Annotated in this window: 13 protein-coding genes and 1 riboswitch; of the genes, 4 read left to right on the top strand and 9 right to left on the bottom strand. The window is 74.0% G+C overall.

Translation table 11 applies throughout. The features are described from left to right. Positions 1-21: 21 nt before the first annotated feature. The 3 genes from HA039_RS25575 to HA039_RS25565 all read right to left on the bottom strand — a co-directional run bounded on the left by HA039_RS25575 (position 22) and on the right by HA039_RS25565 (position 2,114). Positions 22-417, bottom strand: a complete 396-nt coding sequence (locus HA039_RS25575) for a DUF3040 domain-containing protein (RefSeq protein WP_161307326.1) — start codon at positions 415-417, stop codon at positions 22-24. Positions 418-695: 278 nt separating this feature from the next. Next, positions 696-1,481, bottom strand: coding sequence for a methyltransferase (locus HA039_RS25570; RefSeq protein WP_167033710.1), 786 nt, complete (start codon positions 1,479-1,481; stop codon positions 696-698). Between the two features lie 93 nt (positions 1,482-1,574). After that, positions 1,575-2,114 (bottom strand): SAV_6107 family HEPN domain-containing protein, encoded by a 540-nt coding sequence (locus HA039_RS25565; RefSeq protein WP_167033709.1) that lies wholly within the window; start codon positions 2,112-2,114, stop codon positions 1,575-1,577. Between the two features lie 474 nt (positions 2,115-2,588). On the opposite strand from HA039_RS25565, the gene HA039_RS25560 reads away from it, so the two are divergent. After that, positions 2,589-4,118 carry a phytoene desaturase family protein gene (locus HA039_RS25560; protein ID WP_167033708.1) on the top strand — a complete coding sequence of 510 codons (1,530 nt, stop codon included), beginning with the start codon at positions 2,589-2,591 and terminating at the stop codon, positions 4,116-4,118. A gap of 37 nt (positions 4,119-4,155) precedes the next feature. Here HA039_RS25560 and HA039_RS25555 read toward each other — a convergent pair whose 3' ends face one another. From HA039_RS25555 to HA039_RS25530, 6 genes are all read right to left on the bottom strand, one after another. Further along, on the bottom strand, positions 4,156-5,085 hold the full coding sequence (locus tag HA039_RS25555) for a hypothetical protein (protein ID WP_167033707.1): 930 nt from the start codon (positions 5,083-5,085) through the stop codon (positions 4,156-4,158). A 51-nt stretch (positions 5,086-5,136) separates the two neighbouring features. Next, entirely contained in the window at positions 5,137-6,054 is a 918-nt protein-coding gene (gene metF / locus HA039_RS25550; protein WP_167033706.1) for a methylenetetrahydrofolate reductase [NAD(P)H], read from the bottom strand. A 124-nt stretch (positions 6,055-6,178) separates the two neighbouring features. Next, positions 6,179-6,844, bottom strand: a complete 666-nt coding sequence (gene thiE / locus HA039_RS25545) for a thiamine phosphate synthase (protein ID WP_167033705.1) — start codon at positions 6,842-6,844, stop codon at positions 6,179-6,181. A 91-nt stretch (positions 6,845-6,935) separates the two neighbouring features. Beyond that, a complete protein-coding gene (locus tag HA039_RS25540) occupies positions 6,936-7,301 on the bottom strand; it encodes an Rv2175c family DNA-binding protein (RefSeq protein ID WP_167033704.1) in 366 nt (121 codons plus the stop codon). Positions 7,302-7,378: 77 nt separating this feature from the next. After that, positions 7,379-8,599, bottom strand: a complete 1,221-nt coding sequence (locus HA039_RS25535; RefSeq protein ID WP_167033703.1) for an NAD(P)/FAD-dependent oxidoreductase — start codon at positions 8,597-8,599, stop codon at positions 7,379-7,381. A 32-nt stretch (positions 8,600-8,631) separates the two neighbouring features. Continuing rightward, positions 8,632-8,991, bottom strand: coding sequence for an avidin-fold protein (locus HA039_RS25530; protein WP_167033702.1), 360 nt, complete (start codon positions 8,989-8,991; stop codon positions 8,632-8,634). 50 nt (positions 8,992-9,041) lie between these two features. Beyond that, positions 9,042-9,153, top strand: a riboswitch (TPP riboswitch). Here HA039_RS25530 and thiO point away from each other — a divergent pair. The 3 genes from thiO (at position 9,151) to HA039_RS25515 (ending at position 11,373) form a co-directional block, all read left to right on the top strand. Next, complete coding sequence (gene thiO / locus HA039_RS25525; protein WP_167033701.1) at positions 9,151-10,353, top strand: glycine oxidase ThiO; 1,203 nt, start codon at positions 9,151-9,153, stop codon at positions 10,351-10,353. (Overlaps the previous riboswitch by 3 nt.) Further along, entirely contained in the window at positions 10,350-10,574 is a 225-nt protein-coding gene (gene thiS / locus HA039_RS25520) for a sulfur carrier protein ThiS (RefSeq protein WP_243869746.1), read from the top strand. Before thiO ends, thiS begins: the two co-directional genes overlap by 4 nt. A 1-nt stretch (position 10,575) precedes the next feature. Further along, entirely contained in the window at positions 10,576-11,373 is a 798-nt protein-coding gene (locus HA039_RS25515; RefSeq protein ID WP_167033700.1) for a thiazole synthase, read from the top strand. Positions 11,374-11,441 lie beyond the last annotated feature (68 nt).

Here is an 11,441-nt window from a genome sequence, read left to right as displayed (position 1 = left end):
TTCATGAAGAACCTCAGGAACTCACTGGCCCTGTTCGTCGCGGCGGCGCTGCCACCGCTGCTCGATACGGTTCATCATCGAGCGACGTTGTCGTGGTTGTCGTCGGCCGGGCGCTCCGCCCCCGGCAGCCGGTTGCTCGCCCGGTTTGGGCGCCTTCCGCCAGCCGGTGACCGCCAGGACCGCACAGCCGAGCATGACGAGGAACCCCACCACGCTGATCCAGATCTGCTGAGCGACCATTCCGGCCATGAGGAGCGCGATACCCACCAGGAAGCCTGCGACTGCCTGATAGACCCGTCGTCGGGTGTATGTACGCAGCCCGCTTCCCTCAAGCGCTGTCGCGAACTTGGGATCTTCGGCGTACAGCGCTCGCTCCATTTGCTCGAGCATTCGCTGCTCGTGCTCCGAGAGCGGCACGGAGTCCTCCTAGTCGTCGGTCGCGGGGGGCGACCGGGATGCGGCCCCTTCAAGGATAGGCAGGGAATCGGCCCCCGTGAAACCCGCCCTCAACGCCATTTCGCCAATCCGGGCCGCCATGCCGTTTCAACCGCTGAGGCGTTGATTCCCCAACCATCGATCCGTCATGCCGGATGGTGTACACCGATCATACGGCGCCCGGGGCTTTCACGGGGGTCCAGTGACGCACTGCATGCGCGGCTGCATCGCTGATCAGCCACACGATCGGCCCCTGAAGGTCACGGCCGTTTCTCGCCGAGGACGTGCAGCTGGGTGGCGACGGCGTGGAACGCGGGCAGCTCGGCGGCGGCCGTCTCCAGCCTCAGCAGCGCCTCCAGTGCCCCCGGCTGGGTGTCGACCAGACCGCCGGGGACGAGGTCGGCGAAGACCCGTACGCCGTGCACGGCGCCGACCCGCAGGCCCGCGTCGCCGACCAGGTCCGTCAGCTGTTCGGCCGTGAAGCGCCGGGGCACCGGGTCGCCCTCGCCCCAGCGGCCCGCCGGGTCGGTGAGCGCCTGCCTGGCCTCGGTGAAGTGGCCGGCGAGGGCCCGGGCGAGGACGGCCCCGCCGAGGCCCGCGGCGAGCAGGCTGAGCGCGCCGGCCGGGCGCAGGGCGTCCGACACGGTCCGTACGCCGTCGGCGGGGTCGTCCACGTACTCCAGGACGCCGTGGCAGAGCACGGCGTCGAAACCGGCCCGCTCGACCACGTCGAAGAGCCCGTGGATGTCGCCCTGCACCCCGTGGACCCGGTCGGCCACCCCGGCCTCGTCCGCCCGGCGCTCCAGCGCGAAGAGCGCGTTCGGACTCGGGTCGACGACGGTCACCCGGTGCCCGAGGCGGGCGACGGGCACGGCGAAGTTGCCCGTGCCCCCGCCGGTGTCGAGCACGTCGAGGACGTCCGTCCCGGCGGCCTTGCCCCGGCGCTCCAGGGCGTCCTTGAGGACCTCCCAGACCACGGCGGTACGCAGGGAGCCCCGGGGGCGCGATGGCGTCTCCCCACCGAAGACAGGGGAAGGGTCCGACACGGCAGTTGACTCCTCGGCGCGGTGCCGCCCCGGGCGGCGGGGCGTGAACGGTGCGGGCTCCGCCCACCCTATTGCCTCGGCCGCCCCCGCCCCTCACCCCGCGGCGTCCTCCTGTCCCGGTAACTCGGCGCGGGGCTGGGGCAGGACCGGCGCGAGCACCAGCATCCGCTCCACCAGGCGCAGGAACATGGCCACGTCCCGCAGGAGGTCGTCGGCGTCGCGGCTGCTCGCCGCGCCCCGGATGCCCGCCTCGGCGCGCGCCCTGCGGGGCGCGCCGGCGGCGAACAGGGCGCTCCACTCGGACAGTTCGGGCGCTATCTCGGGCAGGACCTCCCAGGCGGTCCTGATCCGGCGGCGGCGCGGCGGGGTGGTGTCGGGGCGGCCCCGCGCGGCGAGGACGGCGGCCGCGGTGCGCAGGGCGGCGAGGTGGGCGGTGGCGTAGCGCTCGTTCGGTGTGTCCAGCGTCGCCGCCTCGTCCAGGCCGTGGCGGGCCTTGGCGAGGAGGTCGAGGGCGGCCGGCGGGGCCGTGGCCCTGCGCAGGACCGGGTGGACGTCGCTGGGTGGTCCGGTCAGTGAGGGGGCAGGGCCACCCGTGGGGCGCCGACGTGCGGCACCGGCGTGGGAGCTGGCCATGGCGGAACCTCCTGTCCTCGTGTGACGGCTCTGTGGCCGTATGTGTTCATCGTGGAGCACACCACTGACAATCACCCCTGACCTGCGACGTTGCCTCGTACGCACGTACGGACGAGATTTCTCGCCGCGCGTCGGGGGCCGCGCCCCGGACACACGAGTGCGCCGGTCCGGTGGGACTCGGTCCTCCTGAGTCCCACCGGGCCGGCGCGTTCCCCCGCTCCCCCGTTCCCCTCCCCCGTTGTTCCCCTCCCCCGTTCCCCCCGTCCACCACGTCAGGAGAGCGGCACCGTTCCGCAGCCCCGTGCCGGCGGTGCCGGCGCCGCGCCCCTTCCGTGGTCCCCACTCTCCCTGCGGCGCGGGTGCCGTCCCATCCGCGCGCGTACTCATCCCGCACGCTGAGTACCCCTACGCGCAGCCGCCCGGGGCGCCGGGTGCGGGACGGCGTTGTCGGTGGCCCCGGATAAAGTCCCTGGCATGGCACGGATTGTGGTGATCGGCGCGGGCATGGGCGCCATGGCGGCGGCCGCCCGGCTGGCCGTGGCGGGGCACCGGGTGACGGTGTACGAGCGGGCGGCGACGTACGGCGGGTCGGTCGGCCGGTTCGCCCGCGAGGGCTTCGTCTTCGACACGGGCCCCGGGCTGCTGCACCTGCCTGCGGTGTACCGCGATCTGTTCGTCAAGACCGGCAAGGAGCCGCTGGAGGCGTGCGTCGAGCTCCGGCAGGTGGACCCGGCGAGCCGGCACGTCTTCGCGGACGGTACGGACGTCCTGCTGCCCAACGCGTCACGGGCCGGGGTCGTCTCCGCGCTCGACGCCGCGCTGGGCGGGGGCGCCGGGGAGCGCTGGGGGGACTTCCTCGGACGGGCCAGGGACACCTGGGAGCGGTCCAGGCGCCCGCTGTTGGAGGAGCCGCTGCCCGCCGACCGGGGGCCGCTGGCCCACGAGCCGTATCCGGCGGTGCGGCACAGACGGCTGCTGCGCGGCGCGCGCCGGGCCGCGACGGTCGCGGAGATCGGCGCCTGGGAGCTGGCGGACCCCCGCCTCGCCGCGCTGCTGGACGGGTACGCCCTGGCGTACGGCCTCGATCCGCGGCGGGCCCCGGCGAGCGCGGCCGTGCTGCCGTACCTGGAGCAGACCTTCGGCAGCTGGTATGTGGGCGGCGGGATGCGGGAGTTGGCCCGGGCGGTGCACGAAAGGTGCCTGGCGCGCCGGGTGGAGTTCGTGTTCGGGGCGGCGGTGACCAGGATCGTGGAGAAGGACGGCGCGGCCACCGGCGTCGAGCTGGCGGACGGGACGGTCGTGGCGGCCGACCGGGTGGTCACGGGGGTCGACCCGGGACCGCTCGCCGGGCGGGAGGTCCGGGAGGCGGGCGACACGGGCCCCGAGGGCCGGGACGTACGGCCGGGGGGCCGGGACGCCTCTCCGGCACCCGCGCGGTTCACCGTGCTGCTGGCCTTGCGGGGCGGGCGGCCGGCGGGCGCCGCGCACCGGACGGTGGTGCACTCCCCCGACGGGCCCGCCGAGGCGGCCGACCTCTTCGCCGGGCGGCGGGCGGCGCGGCCCACGGTCACGGTGCTGCGTCCCGACGACCCGGCGACGCGCCCCGGCGGTGACCACGAGGCGGTGACGATCACCGCGACCGTCGCCCCGCAGGGGTCGGTGGACTGGACGGACGACGCGGTGCGCGAGCGGTACGCCGACGTGCTGGTCGCGGCGGCGGAGGCGGCCGTGCCCGGGCTGGCCGGGCGGGTGGAGTGGCGCGAGGTGCGGACGCCGGCCGACACGGCGGAGCTGACGGGTGCGCCGGGCGGTTCGGTGCCCGCGCCCGCGCTGGCCGGAGCGGACGGGGCGTTCCTGTACCCGGCGAACGGCACGGCCCTGGCCGGCCTCCACCGGGTGGGCGGCCTGGCCCATCCCGGCGGCGGTCTCGCCCACGCGGGGATGTCCGGCGCGCTGGTGGCCGGGCTGATCGTGGAAGGGGCGGACTTCCGCGGCTCGCGGTAGCCGCGGGAGTCGGTGACGGGAGGTCAGTGCCGGGAGGTCAGTAGCGGTACTGCTGCTCGTTGTTGTAGCCGGGGTCGTAGCCGTACTCGTGCGGCTGGTCCTGCGGCATCGGCGGCACCTGCTGGTCGTTCTCGCGCTGCTGCGGGACCCACACCCCGCCGGGCGGCGTGTCGACGCTGTACTGCTGGGCCGCGTAGGGGTCCGCGTACTGCTGCTGGCCGCCGTAGCTGTCGTACGCGCCGGCCTGCTGACCGCCGTCGCCCGCGCCGGTGTACGGGTCGGCGTAGGCCGCGTACGACTGGTCGGCGCCGTAGCCGTACTGCGCGTAGGCGTCCTGGCCGGCCCCCTGGCCGGTGTCCTGCGCCGCGTAGACGCCCTGCCCGGTCTGGTACGCGGTCTGCTGGTCGGCGTACGGGTCCTGCGCCGCGTACGGCTGCCCGGCCGCGGCCTGCCCGTACCCGGCGAAGGCGTCGAACGCCTCACCGTACGGGTTGTCCTGGGCCTGGTCGTCCTTGTAGACGCCGTACTGCCCGGTGTCGTCGGGGAGCGGCTGCGGCTCGTACACCGCGCCCATCGTCGCCGTCATCGCGGCGTCCATCGGCACGTCCGCCGCGGGGCCGGCCATGGCCGGTTCGTACTCCAGGTCCGAGACCTCGAGCGTGGGCTCCTGCTCGACCGCGCCGACCGCCTTGCGGCGGCGGCTGGCTCCCGGACTGCCGCCCAGCGCCCAGCCGGTGGAGAAACCGCGGCGGAAGGACAGCGTCACGTACGCCTGCCCGACGGCGAAGGCGATCGCGCCGAGCGCGATGACGAAGACGGACGGCATCAGGACGCCCAGCACCACCCCCATGAACCCGGTGAAGGCGAGCAGGCGCCAGCGCAGCCGCGCCTTGTACTGGAGGAGCACCTCACCCAGCAGCCACAGCGCCACGATTCCGAACGCGATGTAGAGGACCGTCCAGCCCATGCCCGCCCCTCTCCTGCGGCCGCCACCCCGGCAGAGGGCGGCTACGGCCGGTCACGACTGCTCGCGCAGTCCGAGATTCTCGTAGATTTCGAGCGTCGCCGTGGAGTTGTTGAGTGTAATGAAGTGCAGTCCGGGGACACCCTCGGCGAGCAGTCCCGCGCAGAACTCCGTCGCGAACTCGATGCCAATGGAGCGTACAGCGGCCGGATCGTCCTTGACGGCGAGGATCCGTTCTTTCAGCGCGGCCGGGACGGCGGCGGTGCTGAGCTGGGGCAGCCGCTCCAGCATCTTCACGCTCGTGACCGGCATGATCTCCGGAATGATCGGAGTTGTGCAACCCGCGGACTCCACCCGGTCACGAAGGTGGAGATATCCGTCAGGTTCGAAGAACATCTGGGTGATGGCGTAGTCGGCGCCGGCCCGGCACTTGTCGACGAAGTGCCTGATGTCGGTGTCCCAGTCGGACGACCGGGGGTGCATCTCGGGGAAGGCCGCTACCCCGACGCAGAAGTCCCCCGACTCCTTGATCAGGCGCACCAGTTCGGCCGCGTACCGCACGCCCTGGGGATGCTTGACCCACTCGCCCATGGGGTCGCCGGGCGGGTCGCCCCGTACGGCGAGGATGTTGCGGATCCCGGCGTCGGCGTACTGCCCGATCATGTTGCGCAGTTCGGCGACGGACTGGCCGACGGCCGTGAGGTGGGCGACCGGGGTGAGGGTGGTGTCGGCGGCGATGCGCTCGGTGGCCTTGACCGTGCCGGACCGGGTGGAGCCGCCCGCGCCGTACGTCACCGACACGAAGCTGGGGGCCACCCCCTCGACGCGGCGCAGCGCGTTCCAGAGGTTCCGCTCGCCCTTCTCGGTCTTGGGCGCCCAGAACTCGAACGAATAGGTGGTCTCGCCCGCGGCGAGCAGATCACGCACGGTCGGCGCGTGATCCGTTCTGGTCGAAGGTGTACCGAAGGCCATACGTGCAGGTTATCGAGGGGATGGCGGTCCCCCAAGCGAGCGGGGGGCATTTGCCCGGATTGCCGGTCCCCGGTCCACGCCTCGGACACCGGCGCGGGCGTTCCCCGGGGACAGGCCCCACCGGTCAGCGGGAGCGTTCGCGCACCCGCTTGGCGAGCGACGCCGTCGCCGCCGCCGGGTCGTCGGCCTCCGTGATCGCCCGTACGACGACCACCCGGCGGGCGCCCGCGTCCAGCACCTGGTCGAGGTTGCCCGCGTCGATGCCGCCGATCGCGAACCAGGGGCGGTCGGTGGCCAGGCCTGCGGCGTACCGCACGAGGTCGAGGCCGGGCGCGTGGCGGCCGGGCTTGGTGGGGGTGGGCCAGCATGGGCCCGTGCAGAAGTAGTCCACGCCCGGCTCCGCCACCGCCGCGTCGACCTCCGCCTCCGCGTGCGTGGACCGGCCGATCATCGGCGTCCCGCCGAGGATCGCGCGGGCGGCGGGGACCGGGAGGTCGCCCTGGCCCAGGTGCAGCACGTCGGCGCCGATGGCGTGCGCCACGTCGGCGCGGTCGTTCACCGCGAGCAGGACGCCGTGGCGCCGGGCGGCCTCGGCGAAGACCTGGAGGTGTTCCAGCTCCTCGGCCGCCTCCATGCCCTTGTCGCGCAACTGCACGATGTCCACGCCGGACGCCAGCACGGCGTCGAGGAAGTCGGGAAGGTCCCGCTGCTTCCTGCGCGCGTCCGTGCAGAGGTAGAGCCGGGCGTCGGACAGCGCGGCGCGTTCCGCGGACGTACGTTCTGCGGGCATGGAGTGTCCCCCCGTCGGTTCCGCGGCGGCCGGCGGCGCGGGACCGCGGGGGCGGTGCCGTGCCGCCGCTCGCCGCGTGCGGTGATGTGGTTCAGACGGCGAGCGCCTGGGCCCGGCGCTTCACCTCCGTGCCGCGATTCTCGCTGAGCGCCTGCGCGGGCGTGCCCGGCAGGGTGGGGTCGGAGGTGAAGAGCCACTCCAGCATCTCTTCGTCGGTCCAGCCGTCGTCCCTGAGGAGCGTCAGGGTCCCGGCGAGACCCTTGACGACCTTGCCGCCGTCGATGAAGGCGGCGGGCACCTGGAGCGCGCGGTTCTCACCACGGCGGACGGCGATGAGCTGGCCTTCCTTCACCAGCTGCCGCACCCGCGTCACCTCGATGTCGAACAATTCGGCGATGTCGGGCAGGTGGAGCCAGGCAGGTACGAGAGCATCGATCTTCGCGTCAATCTCGGTCACGAGGACAAGCGTGCCATCCCGGACGGACAGACGGTACCCGGAGCCACCCGGACGTGGGTCGCCGCCCGTCCCGCCGGTCAGACGACCGCCTTCTTCAGCGGAACCGACGGGTCCGCCAGGAGCCGGGGATCCAACCGGGCGGCGGTCTCCAGGAGCTTCCTCGCCTGGGCCAGGTCCCGCGGGCGGCCCACCGCCAGCAGCGCCACCAGCGCGCCCTCCCGCAGCCACGCCACCGACCACGCCGCCTCCGCCGGGGCGCCGCGCCACACCAGGGTGTCGGACGGCGCGTGATGGCCCGCGTACTGCACGAACCGGCCGAACTGCTCGGACCAGAAGTACGGCACCGGGTCGTAGACCCCCTCCCCCTCTCCGGTGATCCGGGCGGCGACGGTACGCGGCCCCTGAAGCGCGTTGTCCCAGTGGTGGACCAGCAGCCGGGCCCCGTACCGGGCCGAGGGGAAGGAGGCGCAGTCGCCCACGGCGTACACGCCGGGCAGCGACGTCCCGAGCCCTTCGTCCGCGGTGACCGACCCGTCGGGGCCCAGCTCCACGCCCGAGCCCGCCAGCCACCCCGTCGCGGGCCGCGCGCCGACGCCCACGACCACCGCGCCCGCCGCCAGCCGCCGGCCGTCCGCGAGGACCACCGCGCCGGGCTCGATCGACGCCACGCGCGTGCCCGTCAGCAGTTCGGCGCCGCTCTCCGCGTACCACCCGGACATCGGCGCGGCCACCTCCGCCGGGAGCACCCCCGCGAGCGGCCGGTCCGCCGCCTCCACGACCGTGACGGCGCACCCCGCCTCGCGCGCCGCCGTCGCGAACTCCGCGCCGATCCAGCCCGCGCCCACGACCACCACGTCGTCCCGCCGCGCCAGCACGGGCCGCAGCCGCTCGGCGTCGTCCAGCGTGCGCAGCAGGTGGACGCCCGGGAGGCCGTCCGTGCCGGGCAGCCTGACCGGCTCCGCGCCGGTCGCGAGGACCAGCACGTCGTACGGCACGGGGCCGTCCGCCGTGTCGAGTTCCCGTACGTCCGCCCGCAGCCCGGTCACGGCGAGGCCGAGCCGCAGCTCGACGCCGAGCGCCGCGAAGTCGATGTCGAAGGACGACCCGTCCGCCTGGCCGAGCAGGACCGCCTTGGAGAGCGGCGGCCGGTCGTAGGGCGGATGCGGCTCCGCGCCGATCAGCGTGATCCGGTCGCGGAATCCGCCCTCGCGCAGGGCGACCGCGGTCTGCACCCCCGCCATGCCGGCCCCGACGATGACGACGTTCCGCTCTTCCGGGTGTCTCCGCTGCTCGCTCACCCGATCACCTTAGAGAACGGGCGCCGCCGGAATCAGTCGACCGACGGGACACCGGAGGGGAGTTCCTCCACCACACTCGTCCCGCTGCCCTCGCGCGACTCCCACTCCCACGTCTCCTCCAGCCGGACCCGGCCGTCCGGCAGGTCCACCACCAGGGAGACGCAGTGCCCGGCCGAGGTCCCGCCGTCCCGCTTGAGCTGTACGTACCGGAAGTCCAGCCGGTCGCCCTCCCGGGTGCCGACCAGATACCCCCGCTCCACGTCACCGCCCTCGTAGGCGGCCCAGATCCGGCCGTCCCGCTCGTGGTACGTGAAGCGCGTGCGGGTGCCCACCTGCCCGGGCGCCTGGTCGGCGACGGGGGCCAGGACAAGACCGTCCAGGGAACGGGCCACGGTGAATGCTCCCTTACCGGGCGGCGGACAGGGCGTTAGTCTGGCTGGTGACACTACCTCGCGGGAGCCCGGACGCACCGGGCTGAGAGGGAGGCTGACGGCCTCCGACCGTACGAACCTGATCCGGGTCATGCCGGCGAAGGGAGGGGCTGGACGCCCATGCAGTCGTCTCGTACCGATCAACACCCCCGCACCGCCCCCACGGAGATCTCCGACGTCCTGGTCGTCGGGGGCGGCATCATCGGCCTCGTCATCGCCTGGCGGGCCGCGCAGCGCGGCCTGCGTACCGTCGTGGCCGACCCCGAACCGGGCGGCGGGGCGGCGCGGGTCGCGGCGGGCATGCTCGCCGCCGTCACCGAACTCCACTACGGCGAGGAGACGTTGCTCGGTCTCAACCTCGCCTCGGCCGCGCGTTATCCCGCCTTCGTCGCCGAGCTCGAAGAGGCCGCCGGCCAGGACACCGGCTACCGCGCGTGCGGCACGCTCGCCGTGGCCCTCGACGCCGACGACCGCGCCCACCTGCGCGAACTGCACGGCCTCCAGCAGCGGTCCGGGCTCACCTCGGAGTGGCTGTCCGGCCGCGAGTGCCGGCGGCTGGAGCCGATGCTCGCGCCGGGCGTACGCGGCGGCCTGCGGGTCGACGGCGACCACCAGATCGATCCCCGGCGGCTGGCGGCGGCCCTCGTGACGGCCTGCGAGCGGGCCGGGGTCCTCTTCCACCGGGCGTTCGCGAGCCGCCTCACCGTCGTACGGGACCGGGCGACCGGGGTGGTCCTGGAAGACGGCGGTGTGCTGACCGCGGACCGGACCGTCCTGGCGGGCGGCAGCCTCAGCGGGAAGCTGGCGGGGCTGCCGAGCGACGTCGTACCGCCGGTACGGCCCGTCAAGGGGCAGGTGCTGCGCCTCCGGGTGCCCCGGGCGTACGCGCCGTTCCTGTCCCGCTCCGTACGGGCCGTCGTCCGCGGCAGCCACGTCTACCTCGTGCCGCGCGAGAACGGCGAGCTCGTCGTCGGCGCCACCAGCGAGGAACAGGGCTGGGACACCACCGTCACGGCGGGCGGGGTGTACGAACTGCTCCGTGACGCGCACGAGTTGGTGCCCGGCATCACGGAACTCCCGTTCACCGAGGCGTCCGCCGGGCTGCGGCCCGGTTCGCCCGACAACGCGCCCCTGCTCGGGCCCACCGCCCTCCCCGGCCTCGATCTGGCCACCGGCCACTACCGCAACGGGGTCCTCCTCACCCCCGTCACCGGCGACGCGATGGCCGACGTGCTGACCACCGGTGAACTCCCCGAGGTCGCGCGTCCCTTCACCCCCCGCCGCTTCTCCCCCGCCCCGGCACGTCAGGAGCAGCTCGCATGACCGACACCATGAACGTCTCCGTGACCATCTCCGTGAACGGCGAGCCACGCGCGATCGGCGCGGCCACCACGCTGGACGCCCTGGTCGCCACGCTGACCCCCGCGCCCTCGGGCGTCGCCGCCGCCGTCAACGAGACGGTCGTCCCGCGCACCCGCTGGTCCGGCACCCTCCTCGGCGAGGGCGACCGGGTGGAAGTCCTCACCGCCGTCCAGGGAGGCTGACATGGCCGACGACCGGCTTGTCATCGGTGACACCGTCCTCGACTCCCGCCTGATCATGGGTACGGGGGGTGCGCCCAGCCTCGACGTCCTGCGCAGGTCCCTGATCGCGTCGGGCACCGAGCTCACCACCGTCGCGATGCGGCGCCTCGACCCGACCGTGCAGGGGTCGGTGCTGTCCGTCCTCGAATCGCTCGGGATCCGGGCGCTGCCCAACACCGCGGGGTGCTTCACCGCCGGGGAGGCGGTCCTGACGGCCCGGCTGGCGCGCGAGGCGCTGGGCACGGACTGGATCAAGCTGGAGGTGGTCGCGGACGAGCGCACGCTGCTGCCCGACCCGATCGAGCTGCTCGACGCGGCGGAGACGCTGGTCGACGACGGCTTCACGGTCCTGCCGTACACGAACGACGACCCGGTGCTGGCGCGCAAGCTGGAGGACGTGGGGTGCGCGGCGATCATGCCGTTGGGGTCGCCCATCGGGTCCGGCCTGGGGATCCGCAACCCGCACAACTTCGAGCTCATCGTGGAGCACGCCCGCGTCCCGGTGATCCTGGACGCGGGGGCGGGGACCGCGTCGGACGCGGCTCTGGCGATGGAGCTCGGGTGTGCGGCGGTGATGTTGGCGTCGGCGGTGACGCGGGCGCGGGAGCCTGAGTTGATGGCGGCTGCGATGCGGCACGCCGTGTCGGCCGGGCGCCTGGCCTGGCGGGCGGGGCGTATCCCACGACGTCACTTCGCCCACGCGTCGTCCCCTTCGGAGGGCGTCCCGACCCTCGACCCGGAACGCCCGGCGTTCGCCTAGCCGAGAACGTCCTCAATCGCCGGACGGGCTTGGTTGGGCGTCGGCTCGTTGCGCGGGCGCGGCTCACC

Origin of the sequence: Streptomyces liangshanensis (assembly GCF_011694815.1) — a bacterium.
GTDB classification, from domain to species: domain Bacteria; phylum Actinomycetota; class Actinomycetes; order Streptomycetales; family Streptomycetaceae; genus Streptomyces; species Streptomyces liangshanensis.
This window is presented reverse-complemented; position numbering and strand designations above follow the sequence as displayed.

What these genes read in the sequence shown, in the direction of transcription:
- HA039_RS25555 (WP_167033707.1), bottom strand. Translation starts at nt 5,085, where the DNA reads ATGGGCTGGACGGTCCTCTACATCGCGTTCGGAATCGTGGCGCTGTGG.
- HA039_RS25515 (WP_167033700.1), top strand. Translation starts at nt 10,576, where the DNA reads ATGGCCGACGACCGGCTTGTCATCGGTGACACCGTCCTCGACTCCCGC.
- HA039_RS25560 (WP_167033708.1), top strand. Translation starts at nt 2,589, where the DNA reads ATGGCACGGATTGTGGTGATCGGCGCGGGCATGGGCGCCATGGCGGCG.
- thiS (WP_243869746.1), top strand. Translation starts at nt 10,350, where the DNA reads ATGACCGACACCATGAACGTCTCCGTGACCATCTCCGTGAACGGCGAG.
- HA039_RS25565 (WP_167033709.1), bottom strand. Translation starts at nt 2,114, where the DNA reads ATGGCCAGCTCCCACGCCGGTGCCGCACGTCGGCGCCCCACGGGTGGC.
- metF (WP_167033706.1), bottom strand. Translation starts at nt 6,054, where the DNA reads ATGGCCTTCGGTACACCTTCGACCAGAACGGATCACGCGCCGACCGTG.
- thiE (WP_167033705.1), bottom strand. Translation starts at nt 6,844, where the DNA reads ATGCCCGCAGAACGTACGTCCGCGGAACGCGCCGCGCTGTCCGACGCC.
- thiO (WP_167033701.1), top strand. Translation starts at nt 9,151, where the DNA reads ATGCAGTCGTCTCGTACCGATCAACACCCCCGCACCGCCCCCACGGAG.